At 33.6% G+C, this 20362-nt stretch carries 15 protein-coding genes and 1 tRNA gene; 12 read left to right on the top strand and 4 right to left on the bottom strand.

Features of this window, described 5'->3' with window-relative positions; translation table 11 throughout:
• Nucleotides 1-128: 128 nt before the first annotated feature.
• Nucleotides 129-743, bottom strand: a complete 615-nt coding sequence (locus tag BLS98_RS23575; RefSeq protein WP_228425188.1) for a DUF4377 domain-containing protein — start codon at nucleotides 741-743, stop codon at nucleotides 129-131.
• 282 nt (nucleotides 744-1025) lie between these two features.
• Here BLS98_RS23575 and BLS98_RS09620 point away from each other — a divergent pair, with 282 nt between their 5' ends.
• Genes BLS98_RS09620 through BLS98_RS09630 form a run of 3 tightly spaced genes read left to right on the top strand, consistent with a single transcriptional unit; the run spans nucleotide 1026 to nucleotide 2761 of the window.
• Complete coding sequence (locus BLS98_RS09620; protein ID WP_089735941.1) at nucleotides 1026-1832, top strand: hypothetical protein; 807 nt, start codon at nucleotides 1026-1028, stop codon at nucleotides 1830-1832.
• A complete protein-coding gene (locus BLS98_RS09625) occupies nucleotides 1832-2284 on the top strand; it encodes a lipocalin-like domain-containing protein (RefSeq protein ID WP_089735943.1) in 453 nt (150 codons plus the stop codon). The genes BLS98_RS09620 and BLS98_RS09625 overlap by 1 nt, the downstream gene beginning before the upstream one ends.
• Nucleotides 2285-2293: 9 nt before the next feature.
• Nucleotides 2294-2761 carry a hypothetical protein gene (locus tag BLS98_RS09630; RefSeq protein WP_089735945.1) on the top strand — a complete coding sequence of 156 codons (468 nt, stop codon included), beginning with the start codon at nucleotides 2294-2296 and terminating at the stop codon, nucleotides 2759-2761.
• Nucleotides 2762-3061: 300 nt separating this feature from the next.
• Here BLS98_RS09630 and BLS98_RS09635 read toward each other — a convergent pair whose 3' ends face one another.
• The 3 genes from BLS98_RS09635 to BLS98_RS09645 form a co-directional block, all read right to left on the bottom strand.
• A complete protein-coding gene (locus BLS98_RS09635) occupies nucleotides 3062-3397 on the bottom strand; it encodes an Mpo1-like protein (protein WP_089735947.1) in 336 nt (111 codons plus the stop codon).
• Between the two features lie 132 nt (nucleotides 3398-3529).
• Nucleotides 3530-5200 carry an APC family permease gene (locus BLS98_RS09640; RefSeq protein WP_089735949.1) on the bottom strand — a complete coding sequence of 557 codons (1671 nt, stop codon included), beginning with the start codon at nucleotides 5198-5200 and terminating at the stop codon, nucleotides 3530-3532.
• 104 nt (nucleotides 5201-5304) lie between these two features.
• Nucleotides 5305-7545, bottom strand: coding sequence for a CocE/NonD family hydrolase (locus BLS98_RS09645; RefSeq protein ID WP_089735951.1), 2241 nt, complete (start codon nucleotides 7543-7545; stop codon nucleotides 5305-5307).
• Nucleotides 7546-7803: 258 nt separating this feature from the next.
• On the opposite strand from BLS98_RS09645, the gene BLS98_RS09650 reads away from it, so the two are divergent.
• The 9 genes from BLS98_RS09650 to BLS98_RS09690 all read left to right on the top strand — a co-directional run bounded on the left by BLS98_RS09650 (nucleotide 7804) and on the right by BLS98_RS09690 (nucleotide 20351).
• The gene (locus BLS98_RS09650; protein WP_089735953.1) at nucleotides 7804-10767 is read left to right on the top strand and encodes a tetratricopeptide repeat protein; all 2964 of its coding nucleotides are present in this window, start codon (nucleotides 7804-7806) and stop codon (nucleotides 10765-10767) included.
• Nucleotides 10768-10839: 72 nt separating this feature from the next.
• A complete protein-coding gene (locus tag BLS98_RS09655; protein WP_089735956.1) occupies nucleotides 10840-12618 on the top strand; it encodes a TonB-dependent receptor in 1779 nt (592 codons plus the stop codon).
• A gap of 74 nt (nucleotides 12619-12692) precedes the next feature.
• Nucleotides 12693-12766, top strand: a tRNA-Arg gene (locus tag BLS98_RS09660).
• Between the two features lie 251 nt (nucleotides 12767-13017).
• Nucleotides 13018-14094 carry a hypothetical protein gene (locus tag BLS98_RS09665; protein ID WP_139166095.1) on the top strand — a complete coding sequence of 359 codons (1077 nt, stop codon included), beginning with the start codon at nucleotides 13018-13020 and terminating at the stop codon, nucleotides 14092-14094.
• 28 nt (nucleotides 14095-14122) lie between these two features.
• Nucleotides 14123-14626 carry a DUF4280 domain-containing protein gene (locus tag BLS98_RS09670; RefSeq protein ID WP_089735960.1) on the top strand — a complete coding sequence of 168 codons (504 nt, stop codon included), beginning with the start codon at nucleotides 14123-14125 and terminating at the stop codon, nucleotides 14624-14626.
• 14 nt (nucleotides 14627-14640) lie between these two features.
• The gene (locus BLS98_RS09675; RefSeq protein ID WP_089735961.1) at nucleotides 14641-17379 is read left to right on the top strand and encodes a hypothetical protein; all 2739 of its coding nucleotides are present in this window, start codon (nucleotides 14641-14643) and stop codon (nucleotides 17377-17379) included.
• Entirely contained in the window at nucleotides 17376-18434 is a 1059-nt protein-coding gene (locus tag BLS98_RS09680) for an SH3 domain-containing protein (RefSeq protein WP_089735963.1), read from the top strand. The genes BLS98_RS09675 and BLS98_RS09680 overlap by 4 nt, the downstream gene beginning before the upstream one ends.
• Before the next feature lie 24 nt (nucleotides 18435-18458).
• Complete coding sequence (locus BLS98_RS09685; protein WP_089735965.1) at nucleotides 18459-19568, top strand: hypothetical protein; 1110 nt, start codon at nucleotides 18459-18461, stop codon at nucleotides 19566-19568.
• 21 nt (nucleotides 19569-19589) lie between these two features.
• The gene (locus BLS98_RS09690; protein ID WP_089735967.1) at nucleotides 19590-20351 is read left to right on the top strand and encodes a DUF6882 domain-containing protein; all 762 of its coding nucleotides are present in this window, start codon (nucleotides 19590-19592) and stop codon (nucleotides 20349-20351) included.
• Nucleotides 20352-20362 lie beyond the last annotated feature (11 nt).

The following is a 20362-nucleotide window of genomic DNA, read 5'->3' on the forward strand; positions in this document are numbered from 1 at the left end:
AGTAAAAAGAGGAAATAAAAATCTTTTAATTAGTTTATAAGCCTATTGGAGGTATATCGTTCTGATATAACTTCCAGCTCTCAGCCATAAAAATAAAAAGCTTCAGAAATTTCTGAAGCTTTTTTATTTTATTTCTTTGTTTTAGAAACCTGTTCTACCAATGTATATTTTATTGAAGAAGCATCTGCCGGTGGATTAGCGATTTTCTCTGTTTTAACTTTTAAAACATATTCGTAACCCGGTTCGTAAGTGAACCCTTCAATATTGCTGTAGAAATTACTCCAGTTTTCAGAAGCATTTTCTTTTACCTGTAGGCACTTCATGCGACCTGCTCCTGCAGAACAGTCTACCGTTTGTGCTCCTACGATAAGTGTTTTTTCACCAGCTGATGCAGTCTCTTTTTTCGTTTTAGAAACTTGCTTTACCAATGTATATTTAATGGAAGAAGCATCTGCCGGTGGATTAGCGATTTTTTCTGTTTTTACCTTTAAAACATATTCATACCCTGGTTCATAAGTAAATCCTTCGATGTTTGTGTAAAAATTTGTCCAGTCTTCTGAAGCCTTTTCTTTTACCTGCAAACATTTCATAGGAGCTACTCCTGTACAGTCTGCTGTTTGTGGTCCTACGATGAACGTTTTTTCATCTCCAGCGGCTACTCCAGCTGTTGTTGTACACTGCGTCATTGCGAATAATGCTAATGCGGGCGCTGCCCCTTTTAGAATTGTTGCTATACTTTTCATAAACTTGATTTTGAAACCATACCTCGCAATTACCATGCCGAAATTTTCTGGAATTAGCGGATTTCCGGTATTGTTTTTTAGTTTTTTAATCATTTAATTTGAGGGCTCCAATAAACGAAGTCAGGGAAAATAATATATTTTAATATAATGAAATTTAGGTCGGAAATATTGGAGATCAGAAAATTATAGACAGAAAAAAGACCCCCAATTTATGACTAAACTTAAGCGGTAAGATTGAGGTTTTTAGAGTTTATATTTTGAAAGAAAAAAGAATTTGAATTGATGAAAAAATTGTTAGTATTAATTTCTACGATCTCTATAATGGGTAATGCATGGGGACAAAAAGTAGATAATGCGCTGCAGGGCTATTTTGAAGAACAGGGAAATGAGACCTTTTATAAAAGTTTCAATTTTGATGGAAATGGTAAAATAGTGGACGGTTTTAAAAGCAGCTATTACTTTACCAGAAATGACAGCTTAATCGTTATTCCGGATAAAGATGTATTTGTTTTTAAAATTAAAAAAGATAAGCTAATCGGTATTTCAGACTGGGTTAAAAACGGAGTCTGGATTCGAAAAAAAGACAGTACGGAAGTCAATAACAGGGTAAATCCTGTAGAAGCTCAGAAAAGGGCGGTTTTATTGGCAGGATATTATGATAAGACGAAAAATATGTCAGGGTTGGATGCGCTGTTTTCAAATGCAAATGATTACACCAGGATTAGTGAAGACTTTTGTAATCAAGGATTAGCTAAGGCTTGTCTGAATGCATTTGGGTTGAAAATGATGGAATATACTCCCGGCTTTTTTGGAGATCATGAAAAAATCAAAGAGAAAAAGCTGAAGCCCCATCCGGAATTGATAGAACTTTCTCAAAAAATGATCAATCTAGGTGAAACAGAAGGGTATAATATTCTTGGAGCTTATTACCATCTCTTGGGACTTCGTGAAAAAGCTTTTGAAACCTGGAAAGAAGGTGAGAAGCATGGTGATCCGGCCTCTATGTTGTCTATGGGATTAATTGAAGTGGGTGAAGAGATGGATAAAGCTCCTAAAAGCCCCAGTATTAAAAAGAAAAAGAAAAAATAATGAAGAGACTGCTGTTTTCTTCTGCTGTGGTTTTTAGTGTTTTTGCAAGTGCACAGAAGCTTAAGAGAGAAGATGTTATAGGATTTTGGAAGTTAAAAGAATCCGGATTTTATGAAGGGAAAAAGAAGATAGTTAAAGACTTTGACAATTGCCGGCTGATGCGTAACTATGCTATACGAGAAGATAGTTTTGCGGTGTATAACTATATAGGAGGGAAAGTGGGAGATTGCCTACCATCGGAGCCAAGACTTTCTTTCTGGAAGATCATAGACAATAGGATTCAGTTTTATGTGGATGACAAAAATATTCTGGAGGAGGTTGTTGTTACTCTAAATAAAGATAAAACGATGACTTTCTCAAGCTATATTCCTGTTCCGGTTAAAGATAAAGACCTAGAGCTGGAAAAGATATTGAATACCATTCATTATAATATTGTAGAATCTGTATATTAAGATGGGGCTATGAATTACGTTACGGTTATTTATCTTCTGAATTTGCTGGTATATGGCGTTTATTTCTTTGGGAAAAGTGGAAGTGAGGTAGATATTAGTCCTGTAAATTATATAATTTCTATGATAATGTCACTTCTTTTAATCTTGGGAGGATATTTTAATGCAAAGAAAAACAAGACTTACAGATCTGTCCTTTGGATGTTTTTTGTAAATATTCTATTCTTTACCATGTCAGGATTGTTTGATCAGTTTGGAAATAATTTTAATCTTTTTTCAACCGTTGGCAATGACAGTTTTATCTTTACTTTGGCTTTAATAGTATATAATGGTTACTTGTTTCCGTTAATTGTGATGCTGGATAAAAGTGGCTTTGCGCTCGTACTACCAGTATTATTATCCTTTATTCTTCCATCTTTAGGGTATTGGATTGGAAAAATAATTGTGTCGAAAAATTCAGATTCCCCTGAAGAAAATTAACCTATATCAGGTCGGTCTTTATAAAAAAGGTGGTATGATTTATACAGTATTCTGTCATTCTGACGAAGGAAGAATCTCATTGAGAACAGAGATTCTTCCTTCGTCAGAATGACATGTCACATAAATAGTGATGGGTTAGTATAAACCCAATATATTTATTCTATTTCAAGGCAATAACAATAGTTAAGATAAAAATATCATTCACACTTAAAGCGAAGCTCATCTTAATAGCCTTATCATCTTAATTCCTCTTAATGGTTTAAAAATAATAATATTTGGAAATCAGAATTAGGAATGTTATTAAGGTTTTTGTACCGGACTATTCGTTTCTCTAAATTTTTGTTTTCCAATTAATAATTCAAAGAAAAGCTTAAAATCTGAGATCAGTGACCACAATGGATATTTAAAGGTGGCAGGCTTATTTCTTTCGATAACGGCATGACTAAACCATGCAAATCCGTATCCTACAATCGGAATATACCATAGAAATCTTTCCTTTCCTGAACTGATAACATATCCTATCACAAAAAATATAAATAGTGTACCGATAAAGTGGAAGATTCGGGTTCCTGTTTTACTGTGTTCCGTAAGATAAAACTGATAAAACTCTCTGTATGTTTTAATTCTTTCAGACATAGTGTATTAGTTTATTGTTTCTGTCAGATTTATAGCAATAATGCTGCCGATTTTACAATAAGGAATAAAAAAGAAAAAGGCAAAATAGCTTATCCTGCCATTTTGCCTTTTTTAATATTTTATATATTGCTTTTAAGCTTTATTCAGTTTACTGTTTTTGTAACCGTATCCAAAGTAGATCACTAATCCTATAATAAACCACATTCCAAACCAGAACCAGTTCTCATGGCTCATTCCGGTAAGAAGGTATAAACAAGAGCTTAATCCTATTAATGGGATAAGAGAAAGATTCTTTATAAAAGCAACCCCACATAAGATCAGATTGATCAGAATAAAAAAGAAAATAGAGGCTCTGAACTCTCCGTCCTTAGGATCGCTCCAATTCATTAGCGTTTGGAAAAACTCAGGTTGCCAATAGTAGAAAGCAATCAGTCCACCGATGAAAATAACCGGGAAAATAATTTTACCGTTGATATAAGGAAGGTGGAATCTACCTTTTATTTTTTCTTTGGCAGGAAGTGTCAAAACTCCGGCACAAACCAAAACAAATGCAAAGATCGTTCCGATACTGGTAAAGTCAAGAATAAAGGTTTTATCTGTAAATAAGATAGGTATTCCTACTACAATCCCCGTAACAATAGTTGCAAAAGACGGCGTTTTATATTTGGGGTGAATGGTAAGGAACTTCTGAGGCATCAATCCATCACGGCTCATCGCATACCAGATTCTTGGCTGTCCCATCTGGAAAACTAATAGTACAGTAGTGATCGCAACAATGGCCACAAAAGAAACCACAAGTTCCATCCATGCTACATTGGCATTTGTTTTCTCAAAAATGAATGAAAGCGGGTCTCCCACACCATCAAATTTTCTGTAATCTACCATTCCCGTTAATACAAGAGTAAGGGCAATATAGATCACTGTACACAATACCAGAGAGATAATCATCCCTTTTGGCAAGGTCTTTTGAGGGTCTTTTGTTTCTTCAGAAAGTACACTTAAAGCATCAAAACCAATATAGGCAAAGAAAACTCCTGAAACAGCACTCATGACTCCCGTAAAACCATTAGGCATAAAAGATGGGGTTCCTGTTGCAGGACTTATTGGTGTCCAGTTGTCTATATTAACATAAGCAAAACCAACTAAGATTACTAATATAATTACTCCTAGTTTTAAAATAACCAATGAGTTGTTGAAGTTTTTACTTTCTTTAACACCTACATAACAAAGCCATGTAATTAACCCGTTGATGACCAAAGCAGGAACATCCACGATAAATTTAAGACTTCCAATCAGTGGAGCAGTATTCCATGCGTTGATTAATTCCTTATTTTCTGAACCGTTCCGGATAGCTTTGCTGGCTTCCGTATAGCTGCAGGTCAGGTAATCCGGAATATGCATTCCGATACGGCCTAAAAAGCTGGTGAAATAATCAGACCATGAAAAGGCGACATAAATATTTCCGAAAGAATATTCCATAATCAAAGCCCAGCCGATGATCCAGGCAATTAATTCCCCGAAACTGGCATAAGCGTATGTATAGGCTGATCCTGCTGTCGGAATTCTGCTGGCAAATTCAGCATAACATAAAGCGGTAAAACCACAGGCAAAGCCGCAAATCAAATAGAGAAGGATCACTCCCGGGCCACCTCTGAAAACGGCTTCTCCCAAACTGCTGAAACTTCCTGCTCCTATAATTGCCGCAATACCAAAAAATACGATGTCCCATACACCTAAAACTCTTAAAAGTCCTGTTGAAGTATCTGTATCCGAATAGACTTTCCTTCTAAAAAGTTGACTCATTCAATAAACTATATTTGATTTGAAAAAAACAAATGTAATGATTTTTTATTTTGATGTTAACAGTCGTTAAGAACATTTAGATAAAAATACTTAACGAAAAGCCTTTAGTCTTTATAAACAGGTATTTCCACATAGCTGTTATTATACCATTTTATCATCATTGGTTCTCCTGCATCCTTTATCGTTTCATCACTTACATCTTTGCCTGTTCCGTAATTGAGCTGCCAGGATGGAGTTTTGTTAACGCCCACTAATAAAAGCAATCTGCTTCCCTTTTCTATCTTTTTACTCATGATGTAAGCATTTTTTATGGGAATTTGTTCAATGGTGTTGGGAGTAAGAAGTTGGCGTACCTCATTATTCTTAACATAGCTGGCTCTTGCAATGTGAGAAGATAACAAAAAAAGTTTCCCATCCGGTTTAATCTGGTAGAGATAGGTATTGGTATCCACATCTTTTTTATTGATGGAAAGAGTAAACATTCCGGAAAAATTTCCACTGAGGATAATATCTTTATCCAAAACTTCACTTTCGAAATAAATAGAATTGGTGGTTTTAATACTGTCTTCTTTGCTCACGGAATAATAAGTGTCTTTATCATTTCTGTTTTTAAAATCAACAGTAAGTGGTGTAAAACTTTGTTGCGTAGGTTTATTAAAAACAGAAGAATTATTATTACCATTTTGAAAATAAAACTTAAGACTGGAAGTGTGTATTTGATCCAGATTAGGAGCATGTTTCCAGGTATTGGTATTCATTACCTGAAAATTTACCTTGTCTTTCAAAATCTCAGGTTTCTTACCATTTTTAAGAATATAATCAAACCAGGAAAAAGCAAGATCATCAATACTGATTCTGGCAGCCGGATCTATAGGGTTTCCTTCCACATAAGTAAATCCAAAGCTTTGTGCCCCGCCATGATTATAAGGCCCTATTACCAGATAATGGTCTGCGTTTTTGTTGTATTTTAAATGTTCTTTGTAATAATATAATGCTCCAATCTGGTCATCATCATAGTATCCGGTGGTGGTAAGAATAGGGATGTTGATTTTAGCAAATTCCTCTTTATAAGGAACCATCTTCTGCCAGTATTGGTCATAACCCGGATGATCCAGCCATCTCTGGAATATTTTGCTGGGTTTACCACTGATAGTATCCAAAGCTCTGAATGATTTCCCACTTTTATACCAAGCGGTATTGATAGAGTCCCATTTTGCAGCATTACTGAAGTCTGCTTCATCGGTATATTTATTATTGGTAACATACTGAATCCATTGCAGCATATAGTTTACGAATACATTATTCTGAGCAGGATAATCAATTCCGATTCCTACGGAAACTTGCGGCACAATGGTTTTTAAAGCAGGATGCAGGTTTTTCACAGCAGCCCATTGACTGAATCCTACATAACTTCCCCCAATCATTCCCACTTTTCCATTACTCCAGGGTTGTTTGCTTACCCAGTCTATCACTTCATAAAGATCCTGTGATTCATGCTCAAAAGGATTATTCTCATCATTACTGTTTCTTTTACCTCTGGTATTCACCACGGCTCCTACATAATTGTAAACAGCAGCTCTTTTTCCGAAAAAATGATCAATTTCCCCGGCATAAATATTACTGGTAAGGATAACCGGAAGAGGCAATTTGTTCTCTTTTTTCCTGATGATGGTTATGGTAAGGGTGTTTCCATTCTTGGTTGTAAGGTCTCTCGTTTCTGCAATGAATTTTTCCTTATCCTTTAAAGCTAAAAGTTGCATAATCTTAGGATGGATGCTGGAATACGTCTTATAATTCAAATAAGCTTTACATAATGCCAGCGCCGAAGGATAATCTATACTGTCTTTTCCTTTTTGTTTATCAAGTGCTTTTTTCAATAGCTTCCTGAAATTATTTACATCACCATAAACAGCAAGACCAACTCTTGGAAGCAAATGTTCATCAAGACTTTCATATTTTTTATTAAATGCTTCCTGAAGAGCTTTTCGAAATGATGTTTTGGTTGTTGTTTCTGTTACTTTGGCCATACTGTAAACTTCGTATCCCATAGATTTGTATCCGGCCATATTATGGTCAGCAAACTGATTACGATGCTCAGCGAGAGTAGCAATAGATTTTTTGTACTCTTTAGCTACAATCTGCATCCGAAAAAGAGCATCCGAAAAATCCACATCGTTTTTAGGTTTGTACTTCACAGTCTGAAGGTTAGAGATCACTTGTGCTGCCAATGTAGGCATCTGTTTTTCCAAAGTAAGGGAGTCGTTGACAGCCGTTTTCGGAAAATAAAATTTTTGAGCCTGTATGAGGTTCACAAAAATTAATGCTAAAAGTATCTTAAAATTCATATTGTAGTGTGTTTATGGTATGTTTTTAGCTGCTGTTGAGAAAGTATCAGTTCAAAATGTATTTTTGATAATTGATTGCTAAAATTGTTTGCATTTTTATCAGACTAAATTAATAATTTTTATCATGCAATAGTGAAATATTTTTTACTGTTGTGAATTCACTGCTTTACAGGATTAAGTCTGCTAAAACTTGCTTAAACAATAAGTTTTTAATATTTTCGTTAACTTATTTAGACTAATTTTCTTATATCAAGAAGAATGAAATCAAAAAAAATACTTTTAGCGGCTGCGGTCATCTATTTCGGAATTTCCGATGCTCAACAGTCCCAATATTTTACACAGAAAGAAAATTATAGATTCAATCTAGCTGAAAATCTTTATCAGACTAAAATATACAACGCCTCCCAATACGAATACGCAAGACAATATTTCTACAATCAGAATTTGTCCCGTTCAAAGAAGGAGGCGGCTCAGTTTTTTGATAATGTGATTGGCGTGATTCTTCAGAAAAATCATGCTGAAGAAGGGTTGACTGCTTTCATGAAAGAATATCCTAATTCTGCTTATTTTGCTCAGGCTAATCTTCCTTTGGCAGATTATTACTTGGCGAAAAAAGATTTTGACAAAGCATTGGAAACTTTGAAAAAAGTAAACCAATATCAGCTTTCAAAAGAGGAGAATACCCAGTATATTATGAAGTTGGGGTATGCTAAGTTTATGATGGGAGATTCTAAAGGAGCTACGGATGCTTTGGAAGAAGCCTATAAAACAGCAGACCAGTCTCAAAAAGGAAATATAGCCTATATGCTTGGCCACCTGTATTACAGCAATGGGCAAAACGATAAGGCTTTCCAGTATTTTGATTCTGTAAAAGATCAGGATAAATTCTCAAAACTGGTACGTCCGTATTATGTACAGATGTATTACAATGATAAGAACTATGATAAAGCGATCTCTGAAGGGAATGCTTTATTAAACGAAAATATTTCAGAATCTTATAAAGCAGAAGTACACAAGATCATCGGAGAGAGTTATTTCATGAAAGGTGATTATAATTCAGCATATCCTCATTTGAAAGATTATCTGAATGTACAGCAGAATCCATCTGAAAACGATCTTTATGAGATGGGATTTGTAGCTGCTCAGCTGAAAAAATATGATGAAGCGGTTTCTTATTACAACCAACTTGTTAACAGTAACTCAGCATTAGCTCAGAATGCTTATTATCAATTAGGAAATGCTTATTTAGCGGTTGATAAAAAGCAGGAAGCCCTTTCTGCATTCCGTTCTTCTTACCAGATGGATTATGATGCGAAAGTGAAAAAGCTGGCACACGAACAGTATGCTAAACTGGGATATGATATTGGAAACCCGTTTGAAAACCCTTCTACCGTTCTTCAAAGTTATATCAATGATAACCAGAATGCTTCCAATGCTTCGGAAATGAGATCACTATTGGTGAAATCATACCTGTATTCCGGAAACTATAAAGAAACGCTGAATGCTATTGACAGATTACAGGGCTCAACGCCTGAAATCAATAAAGTAGATCAGGAAGTTTCTTATTTATTGGGAACAGAAGAGTTCAATAAAGGAAACTATGACGAAGCAGAGAAATATTTCTTAAGAAGCTTAGGTTTTAATATCAATAAAGAATTTAACAGCAGAGCTTTATATTGGTTAGCTCAGGTATATTACCAGAAAGGAAATTACCCGTCTGCCATTGTTCGTTATGAAAAGCTTCTGAACGAAAACTTCCCTGAAAAGCAGCAGTTGCCTTATGATCTGGGATATGCTTATTTTAAAGCTAAGAAATTCGATCAGGCTGCTACCTACTTTAAGCAATATCTGGCCAATCCTAAACCTGAATTTAAAAATGATGCAGAACTTCGTCTGGCAGATATTCACTATGCGAATAATGACCTGAATGAAGCAATAGCCATCTATGATAAAAATGCAGATGCTACAGATTACACGGTATATCAAAAAGCGATGGCTTTAGGATTTAAAGGGGATACTCAGGCGAAGATTACCAATCTGAAAAACTTATTATCGAAATATCCGGATTCTGAATATTATGATGATGCTCAATATGAAATAGGAACGGCTTACGCGGCTCAGGATGATTTTGCCAATTCCAATGATTATTTTGGAAAGGTTATTAAAACGTCTTCAGACAAAGATTTAATTGCAAATGCTTCTATTTACAGAGCACAGAATTATATTGATCAAAACCAGAATGATAAAGCACTTTCTGAACTGAAATCGTTGGGAGAGCAGTATAAAAATACAGCGTATGCTCAGAAGATTGTTCAGGCAGCAAAACCAATTTTCACGAAAAATGGAGATGTTTCAGGTTACGAAAGCTTTGCGAGAACTATAGGAGTGAATGTTGATGCTTCAGAAATTGATGAAATCAACCTATCTACCGGAAAACAGAATTTTGCGAAGAAAGACTACAAAAATGCCATTTCTTATTATGAGAAATATCTGACGCAGAATCCAACAGGAGAAGGTCTTTATCAGGCTAAATATGAATTGGGAGAAAGTTATTATCAAACTAACAATACAACAAAAGCTTTACTTGTTTTACAAGAGGTAGCAGGTGTTCAGAATGATTATCAGGATGATGCTCAAACCCGTTTAGCACAGATCTTCATTGCACAGGGGAATACGGCTGAAGCTAAGAAATATTTGGAAGGCATTAAAAATTCATCCAATATCAGCATTAAAAACTATGCGAATGTTGAATTGATGAAGCTGTATGCAGATGAGAAGAATTTCTCTGAAGCAGAAAAATTAGCTAATGCAGTCATTGCTAATTCTAAAAACTCTGCAGCAGTTATTGAAACAGCGAAGGTGATCAAGGCTAGAAGTCTGATGAATTCAGGAAAAGATAAAGATGCTCAAACAGCTTATATTTCTCTTGAAAAATCATCCAACACTTCGGTAGCAGCAGAAGCATTGTATGCGAAAGCTTATTATCAGAATAAAGGAAAAGCATTCAAATCTTCCAATGAAACCATCTTCAAACTTGCCAACAATTATGCCTCTGAAGAATATTGGGGGGCAAGAGCCTTGGTAATGATGGCCAAAAACTATATTGGCTTGAAAGATAATTATCAGGCAAGTTATACATGTGACCAGATTATTGCGAACTATAAGAGCTTCCCGGACATTGTAGCAGAAGCGAAAGAAGTTAAAAAGCAGATTAAAAAGTAAAAATGTAGTATCCTATTCATGTAAAGAGTTATTGATACGATTGGCATGGATACATAAATACAAGAAGTAGTAATGAACAGAAAAATTCAATTATTATCCATCATATTTTTAGGGGTTTCGCAGTTCGCGTTTTCCCAGATCAAGGAGGAGAAACTGGTTCTTAACAAAAAGAGAGAGCCGGAAGTGAAGAAGATCGAGAAAAAGAAGACTTCCGTGGAAACCATTAAAAACTACCCGCCGGAAGAGAAATCCCAGAATCCTGTAAGATATACCATTACAGACGTTCCTGCGGTTTCAGACTTCAAGACTTCTACCATTCAGGGAGAGGATGTGGCTCCGAAATTTGACGGAACAGCTCAGAATAACTACGTTCAGTTTGGAATGGGGAATTATGGGAAGATTCTGTTGGATGGAAATATCTCTAAAACCCTTGAAAATAAGTTTGAAGTGGGAGCAGACGTTCATTTGCTTTCTACAAACGGTCTTAAAAACGATTACGATTGGAAATCCAAGCAGACTTCTGCAACGATAGGTGCTTTCCTTAACTCTTATGGAGATAAAGGGAAATTCAATATCAATGCTGAATATGGATTGAATAATTATAACTATTACGGAATCTATGCATTGGCACCAGCTGCTGATGTTGATCTGAAGCAGAAAGTCAATCAGTTCAAAGTAAATGGTTACTATGATTTCTATTCTAACGAAATTTTGAATGATGTAAGAGTAAAATCATCATTCCTGAAAGATCATTTCGATGCTCAGGAAAATCAGGTTTCAATTTTAGCGAACTTCTCTAAACACGCTGTTGAACTTGGAAAATCAGGAATCAATCTGAATGCTGATTTGGGAGTAGGACTAGAAGCTGTGAAAACAGATTTTGAAATGGTAGATAAAAACTCTTCCAACTTCTTCAATACGAATTTAACTCCAAAAGTAACCTTTAGAAAAGGAGAGTCGTATTTGATGGTGGGATCAGGGTTTTCTTTCCTGAATGCTAAGAATTCAAACAGATTGATGGATCAGGTGAAGAACAATAAGACGTATTGGTTTCCGCAAGCTGAGTTCCAGGTGGCTGCTGCCAAAGAATTTAAATTCTACGGTGGGGTAGATGGTGGTCTTAAGCTTAACACTTACGGAGATTTGCTTCAGGAAAACCCTTACGCACTTTCTGACCAGTATTTAAAGCCTACAGAAACGAAATACCACTTTTATGTAGGATTAAGAGGAGATATTGATGAAACGTTGAAATATGATATCTCAGCAGGTTTCGGAAAAATGAAAGACATTATGTTCTTTAAAGCGAACAGCCTTTTTGATAATAATTACACCCTTAACCGTGCTGCTTATGATTATGCAAATACATTCTCTGCCATTTATGATGATGGAAATGTAAGCGATATCAAAGGTAGCGTACAGTATTTCCCATTAGAAAACTTAATGATCGACGGGGAAGTGAGGTTTACAAAGTATAATTTGAAGAACTACGACAATATCTACAACGTTCCATTAGTGAATGCTAGTATTGGTGCTAAATATACGATGCTTGACAAGAAATTATTGCTAGGTTTCAAAGGGATTTTTGCCAGCGACAGAACAACAAATTCTTTTTCAATCGAAGGAATTGCAGATGCTTCAGCTCCTAATGGAATGATTTACCGTTCATTAGAAAATACGAACGATAAAGTTGGTGGTTATGCAGATTTAAATCTTTCTGCAGAGTATAAAATTCACAAAAATTTCAGTATTTTCGCACTCGGAAATAACCTTCTAAGCTCAAAATATCAGACCTACAAGGCTTATAAAGTCTTAGGTCCACAGATTCTGGGTGGTGTGAAGATTACCTTCTAGCATGTAAGTAATGAGTAACTAATAATAAACTATATTTGCATACTTATTATTAGTTACTTATTACTCATTAAAATGGCTTCGTAGTTCAACTGGATAGAATATCGGATTTCGGCTCCGAGGGTTGGGGGTTCGAACCCCTCCGAAGTCACAAAGCTCCTTTTTTTGGGAGCTTTTTTTGTATAATACCCTGACATCCCTTCCATTTTAATATTTTACTCCAAAGTACCATAAAAAGTTCTATAGAACTTTTTTATCTGCTTGAATTTGATTAAACCTCCTGATCTGACTTTAGCTATTGAATCAATCCCAAACATAGAAAATAATTCAACATATGGGGAAAATACCTATGTTTTTTTGATTGATTTTACTTATTATTGTATCGTAAAAACACAGATCCAAATGATAATTTATTATACAAAAGAAGGACAATCCCTTGTTGACCTTTGTCATGAGGTACAGCTTGAAAACCCTGAGTATTTAAGGGATTATCATCATCAAAATTGCTCTTTGTCAGAACGATTTAAGGATGATCTTACTCCGGGAATGAAACTTTATATTCCATCATCACGGGAAATCCTTGAGATTAACAAAAAAATCAGAGACAATAATCAAAGTTTCTATGATTTTCCAGCTAACGGAAGATTTCCCTTTGACTTTAAACATTGGGAGGGAAATTATCAAATTACACAGACTACCTATTCCGATGATACAATCCTTGCAAAGTATGAAAACAAAGTAAGATTAGATCTTGAAGGAACTAAAAATAGATATTACCATTTTCTCTTTTCAGCATTTGATTTCAAAAAAAATGAGGATGCTTCAGATACCAAAGTGGATACTCTTGCAAAAATGTGTATGGAGACTATCTACCCAATTCAATATATTATAGATACTGATGGAAAACTTATTGATATAGTAGTGACAAAGAAAACAGAAGATATTCTCTCTGAGTTAGACTCCATAAAGAACTTTTTTCCAGATCAATATTCCTCTGATTATATTCAAAAAATGAAAAGCATTGTAGAAAGCCCCGAAATTATCTTACAGAAGTTTAAGAATACTTTATTTAACTCTTTTATGTTTGGTACATTTTACAGAACTCAATTAGGAAATTGGGTTACTTCAAATGTTTACTATGATTTTTGTCCCTGGATTTTTGATGCTCAATCAATACAGTTTGAATTTCAAAACATATTATTATCCAAAGATATTGTAGATGATAAAAGAGTAAAGATTCAGCAAAAAGGTATCTCTATTGATAGTCGAAACCTGGAATACTTACATTTTACAGATTCCAAGTTTGATGAGAAAACGGATATAGGAAAGAAACCTATAGATTGTGAACATTTAGCAGAATATCTTTTTAACCGAGAAAATTTATCATTGTATAAAATTGAAGCAAGATTTCAATATTTTGGGCATGAAAATACCAGAAGAGAAGATTTTTTATTAGAAAGAATTACAGATAATTATTAGATTTGAAAAACACCTAAATCACAATACGATGTCAGAAAACACCTCCCCTCACAATGGTAAATATTTCGTGATCCAAAAAGGAAAAGCCCAGTGTAATCAAGGGAATCAGTTTCCTCAGTTCAAAGTAACCTCACACCAGAAACATTATTGGAATAATAAAGAAGGACAAGCAGATTATTTAGCGGTTACAGAAGATGATGTACAGTTTACTCCATCTGGTCCCAGTTTTGGACAATGCAAGCTGAAACCAAGTTCCGGTGGTTATTTGCCTTGTGCTTTTGCTCCTGCAGGAAAATGGCAGAAACCTTATGAGAAAGTAAAGGTCATGAACAAAAGTTGTATTACAGAACTTTCTGAATTGATGTGTGCAACAGGAGGAAAAATAACCATAAAAGAACATGGGCAAACTGCGGAGGTAACTCAACAGAATGTTAGGAATGCAGACCCAAAACAGCAGCAGAATATTAACCCGTTGCTTGACTACAAAGAATTTCAGGATGAACAGGAAGAAGATGTAAACATCTGCGAATAAACACAAACACAAATATGGGAAAATTAACAATCATCGGAAACGATAAACCTGTGATAGGAAAACAGCAAATGTATTCCGTTACTACAATAAATGGCTGGCTGAATCCTTTACAACCTATTAAGAACCCTTTACAAGTACCTAAAGCACATTGGGAAGTGATGGTACAGACAAAAACAGGTTGGAGAAAAGGAGGAAGCGATAAAGAGGGGCAAATGGTTCCTTATATTTTCGGACAGAAAAGTTTATTTCATAAGGGGATAAAGATCATTGTACGTCAGGGTGAAGACTATGGAGAACTGATTGTACATCCACAAAGGGCTAAAGAACCTAAAATAACCAGGGTTGAACTTCTGGATGCTAACTATAAATCTATTCCAAAAGATAAAAAGTTAAGCTATAAAGATACCATTATTGCAAGGGCATATTGTGTAGAGATGTTCGAGATGAATATTGCTTTTACCCTTTGGGAAGATGATGCTCAGGGAGAAGGACACAATCCCACAGTAAATGCTTTGAATAAAATAAACCTTGTCCCTGTTCTTAGCAGAGTGAATGAAAAAGGAATGGCAGAAGCTGTTTTCAGATTACCTTTTTACACGATGGCTGTAATGATTGCCAATGCACGTACTGCATCAGGTGATAAAAGTGAGGGAGCCACTCACGAATATTATGTAACAGCTGATGTAGTTAGTAAACATATACAAAAAGCAAGTCCTAATATTAATGTAGTTAACCCTACTCATAATCCAGAACCTCCAAGAAAAAGAGAGGTTCCTAAAGGGCATACTTCCTCACCACCAAAGCCTAAAACAACTCCTGCTCCAGAAAAACCCAAACCTAAACCTGATGGCAATTCAGCAAAGTTCCCAGTCACCACAGGCGGAAAAAAAAGTGATGATCCACAAGGAAAGATACTAAGTGCTGAATTTGTTGATGAAAAAGGAAACAAGCTCCATTCTTCCAAAGTAGGAACTACTGTAAAAATAAAGATTGTTACAAAAGAGATGAAAGGCAAAAAAGTGAAGGTGAAAATATGGGAGGAAGACAATTTCACATGGAGTAATGATTTGATATATGAAAAGGATTGGGTATTGGCAGGTGATAATAGTTTTGTAAGAGTACAACTGACAAAACAGCTGTTTGATAAAGCCAAAGATGGTGGTAGTGATAGCAGTAGGCAGGATTATTTTATTGAAGTGATACACCATGATACTTCTGTAACTTCTACCGTGATGCCTGTGAGTGCAGATGCTGAGCCTACAAAGGTGGAGACTGGGAATAGTGCAGTGATGGTGGAGAAAACGAAATTAAAATTTGATAAAGTTATAGGGCTAGGAAAAGAAGCTATTTTATATATAACTAGTGAAATTGCAACAGAAATAACCGTTGATAAAAATGGTAAAATAGCCTCTTATCCTGATTATGGAGGATATAATGGAATGAATGAATATAAAGAAGGAAATAAAATATATTCTAAAAAATTACCTAATGGTAAAAGTGCATTTCCATTGTATAAAATGTATATTTATAGAGGAAATAAAATAGGTGAAGCCGTTAATAAATTAAAACAAGATATAGAGAATAAAACCCATGAAAATGCAGAAACTACGGTTTTAACTGTCGCAAGACATGCGCAAACTAATAATAAAGATTATACAAGTTACGGACCTATCCCACCAAACATACTCAAAACATTGTATAGAGTTCGATATATGCAAGCATGGAATCACGCAGGAAAAGAAAGTTTTAGGTATAGATTTGTTGATAATACGACATCAAATTTAAAACCTGTGGCTGATTTAAAAAAAGAGGTTTCAAGTGGTGCAATGACATTAGGAAATAGGAGTTCCATATCTATTGACCCTTGGAAATCTAAAGATTTGATAGGTTGCTTAGGTATAAGAAATTCAAATGGAGAAAATCATTCAAGTTATGCAGGTGAAATTGGAGACTTAAGTGCTTCAAACTATAAGTTTGTTTACCATGCGTTAAACAATTATTTGGAATCAATAATTCCTGAATTAACTGGTGTATATGGAAGAAGAGGTTATTCTAGCAACGGGAAAATAGTTGTTAAAGCCTCGGAGTATAAAGAGGAAATTAAAGTTTATGCACTTGTAGAACCTTTACCAGAAATCAATAACTGTAAATGTAATGAATTAAAAAATGATGGTAGGAAAGAGTATTATGATTCTTTTGGTACTAAAGTAATTAATTATGTATCTACACATACGTCTGCAAATAAATTCAAAGGATTATATATGATTGCACAAAGAAGGCAGGAAAATGGTTTTAGTTTGAAAACACCGTTGAATAACCCGATGAATATAAAAGGTTCTGGGGATGCTGGTAAAAAAAGCATGTCAACACACGAAACATATGAAGGTAAGTACCAAGCAAGAGTTGAAAGTTTTGCTAACTTCACATCTGAAGAAGCAGGTTTTAATGGATATATTGAGCTTCTGAAAAAGAATTTCCCAGATGCATATACTGCATTGACCGACAATTCAAAGACTATAGAAAATTTTGTTGTCGGATTAGAGGATACTGGAAAAAAAGGTGCATATGCCACTGGAGAGCCTAAGAATGGTTTGACAGGACCTCAACAGTATAAAAAAGCAGTCAAAGATAATTTTGTGTCAACATTAAAGGATTATAAAAAAATGTTAGAATGTAAGCTTTGTAAAACAAAAAATGAAAAAGAGAAAATAGAAATCCAAAAGGATATTGAACTTTTAAATCAATTAAAATGAAAAAAAGAATAGCATTCCTAATTTTGTTTCAATTATTATCTTGCAAAGGTCAAGACAATGATAATTGCAGTAAAGAAAATGCTTATAATAAAGTAACTCAAATACAAGAGGTTGCTGAAGCTATGCAATTGTATAAAAATAGTAATCAGAAAATAATTTTTGAAATTGACGAAAGCGTTTATAATAAGAAAAAATATTATGTTATAAAAGAAGAGCAAGAAGGTGAATTTCATAACAGCGTTTGGAATATTTTTTATGTTGACAAGAAGGATTGTTCATTATATTACTACGACACGGTAAATGGAAATTTACTAACATTAGAAAAATGGAGATTATTAGGGAAACAAGATAATGACAAAAATAAAATTATGGAAGAAACAAAGTTTACTGACCTTTTTAATGAAGGAACAGTAATAAAATTTACTCCTCAGGATTTAGATAAAAAATCCCCCAAAATTCAAAATTTTAAACAAAAACTTGAATTATACGAGAATGAGAATCCTTTAATAGAAGATTTTGACAATAAGAATTTATCATATTTGATTAATAATGAAACTTTTTTTGATGTACAGTATTATATTGATAATAGTTGGTTACAATATTTTATTACTAAATATAAAGTTGATGTTTCAAAACTAAATGATTTAATGAATCTTTCTATACATCAAGAAGACTTTAATGCAGTTAAATTGCTTGCTGATAATGGTTATATTATTTCAAAAAAAGACTTGAATATTCTAATTGATACAGAAAATAATATAAAAGAGAAGGTACAAGAAAATAAATCAGATGGATATGAAAGTTATACAATTACAAATTCTAAAATAAACCAAATTTCAAAATATTTAAAAGAAAAGCACCTTCTCAACAAAATTGTTGATCCAGATGGCTATACCAATTTAAGAAAAGATAAAAATACTTCCTCAGAGGTTCTACAAAAGTTAAAATCAGGAGAACATATTGAGGTTCTGAATAATACAGGTGATTGGTTTTTAGTGAAAACTAAAGAAGGAAAAGAAGGATATATTCATAAGAGCAGGATAAAATCAAAGTGATGTATTAGTAAGAAACTATCAGTAATGAAATATTTAATCGGCTTATTAATTGGTTTTTTTTCAATATTTAGCTGCCAAAAAAATAACCAGAAAGAAATTAATCAATCATCTGGAAAACTCCCAACAGAGTCAAAAAATTATTTAAACATTAAAATTAATAATGATTTGAATGTATCAATTGGTGAACTAACATCAATAGATGAAAGCATTAATGAAGACTATGAAGTTATAAACAAGCATGATACAATCTATATTACTAAACAATTTTTAGAATCGGATAATATTGATGGAAAAAACATAAAAGTTTTAAGTAATCATAAGACTGATATTAATATAAAATATGATATTAGTTTTAATTTTATTGGGAACGAAAAAGAATCAAATTATTTACCTATAAGTTATATTATTTCAAAAAAAATAAATTCAGAATCAATTCTTCCCTCATTTGAAAAGATTTACAATGATATTGGGGTTCAAAATTTTGTAAAAACGAATAAACAAAAAATTTATAATCAATCATATAATACTTTTATAAAATATTACGGAAGTATGACAGAGAATGATTTGAAATCCTGTTGTCCCGCAGACTATGAAAATTATTCCAAGATTAAAAAAATAGATAATAATCATCTACTTAGCTTAGATTTAGAAAAAGATCTGATTACGGTTCCAGATTATAAATCTATAATCATTGATATTAAAGATCTTGATTCATCAAAAAATTATGTAGTAGTATTTAAAAAAGACAAGGTAGAAGATTTATCTAAGAATTCAATGATAACGCAAAAAATAAATTGGGATGGTATTTACTGGCTGTATCCTTATAATATTGACAGCGAAAAACAAGGAAACTACTACATAAATATTTCTAAGGATAATAATGAATTTGGATTTAGTGGAGATATTCAATTTAGTTATAAAATTAACTACAAATCCACAGACAACAAGTTATATATTTTTGATAATAATCAATCAACTGTAGATCCTTTAGCGGTTATCTACAAAGAGAAAGATAAATATTATATAAAAAGTGATTTGATAAAAATGGAACGTACCGATTTAAAAGAAACTAAAAATGGCTACCCAATACGTTGGGCAAAATCAAGTGATGATGTTCCAGACTCTCCCCAGTAATTAAAAGACAATAAACACAAAATGAATTACGAACAATACAACAGGCAAAGTTTTGATAATTTAATTCAGATTCAAGAGAAGTTTAAAGAAACTTTTGAAATTGATTCGTATGCAAACTGGTTTTATGACGGTGAAACAGAACTTTTAAGGTTGTACAACAATGATGATGATGAAATATATTTTAAATATGTTTCTGTAGGAACTCACTCTTTAAAATCAGAAACATGGATGTGGAGCTGGTTTAATAAACATTCCATTGAAAAAAGTAAAAATCAACTTTTGGTAGTTAAAGAATTTGGAATTGAAAATAATTATGAAAAACTTCATAATGGGACTTTTTCAAGTGATGAATATGACGGTTGGGAATTATCGTCAATCTGCTTAAATTTTGTTAACGGTATAGGTGTTTATAAAGTCAATACTGATAATTTGGATATATTTATGTTGATTACAAATCTTGTTGATAAATCTTCACCTGAAATAAAAAAGCTAAAACAAAAAACAGTTGATTGTGGCAGTCATGGTTATTCAAGACCTGCATTTGTTTGCCAACACCTAAACCTTGAATCCCCAAAAGGTTTTGAAGAAGCATTTGAAACTTATCTTGGAATGGAATTAGATGAAGAAGATGATTTTCAAGCATGGTGTAGTGAATGTGAAAAAGTCAGAACTGAATATAATGGCTGGAATGAAGAATCAGAAAAATTTGCTGGGATAAAACTAATTTGTGAAAACTGTTATTTTGAATTAAAAGACTTTAATCAGACAAATTTACTTGGTTAAAATGGATTCAG

Source organism: Chryseobacterium jejuense, from assembly GCF_900100075.1.
Lineage (GTDB): Bacteria > Bacteroidota > Bacteroidia > Flavobacteriales > Weeksellaceae > Chryseobacterium > Chryseobacterium jejuense.

Excerpts from the sequence above, each read along its gene's own strand:
- BLS98_RS09635 (WP_089735947.1), bottom strand. The coding sequence starts at position 3,397 with ATGTCTGAAAGAATTAAAACATACAGAGAGTTTTATCAGTTTTATCTT.
- BLS98_RS09645 (WP_089735951.1), bottom strand. The coding sequence starts at position 7,545 with ATGAATTTTAAGATACTTTTAGCATTAATTTTTGTGAACCTCATACAG.
- BLS98_RS09690 (WP_089735967.1), top strand. The coding sequence starts at position 19,590 with ATGAATTACGAACAATACAACAGGCAAAGTTTTGATAATTTAATTCAG.
- BLS98_RS23575 (WP_228425188.1), bottom strand. The coding sequence starts at position 743 with ATGAAAAGTATAGCAACAATTCTAAAAGGGGCAGCGCCCGCATTAGCA.
- BLS98_RS09655 (WP_089735956.1), top strand. The coding sequence starts at position 10,840 with ATGAACAGAAAAATTCAATTATTATCCATCATATTTTTAGGGGTTTCG.
- BLS98_RS09640 (WP_089735949.1), bottom strand. The coding sequence starts at position 5,200 with ATGAGTCAACTTTTTAGAAGGAAAGTCTATTCGGATACAGATACTTCA.
- BLS98_RS09670 (WP_089735960.1), top strand. The coding sequence starts at position 14,123 with ATGTCAGAAAACACCTCCCCTCACAATGGTAAATATTTCGTGATCCAA.
- BLS98_RS09680 (WP_089735963.1), top strand. The coding sequence starts at position 17,376 with ATGAAAAAAAGAATAGCATTCCTAATTTTGTTTCAATTATTATCTTGC.
- BLS98_RS09630 (WP_089735945.1), top strand. The coding sequence starts at position 2,294 with ATGAATTACGTTACGGTTATTTATCTTCTGAATTTGCTGGTATATGGC.
- BLS98_RS09685 (WP_089735965.1), top strand. The coding sequence starts at position 18,459 with ATGAAATATTTAATCGGCTTATTAATTGGTTTTTTTTCAATATTTAGC.
- BLS98_RS09675 (WP_089735961.1), top strand. The coding sequence starts at position 14,641 with ATGGGAAAATTAACAATCATCGGAAACGATAAACCTGTGATAGGAAAA.
- BLS98_RS09625 (WP_089735943.1), top strand. The coding sequence starts at position 1,832 with ATGAAGAGACTGCTGTTTTCTTCTGCTGTGGTTTTTAGTGTTTTTGCA.
- BLS98_RS09665 (WP_139166095.1), top strand. The coding sequence starts at position 13,018 with ATGATAATTTATTATACAAAAGAAGGACAATCCCTTGTTGACCTTTGT.
- BLS98_RS09620 (WP_089735941.1), top strand. The coding sequence starts at position 1,026 with ATGAAAAAATTGTTAGTATTAATTTCTACGATCTCTATAATGGGTAAT.
- BLS98_RS09650 (WP_089735953.1), top strand. The coding sequence starts at position 7,804 with ATGAAATCAAAAAAAATACTTTTAGCGGCTGCGGTCATCTATTTCGGA.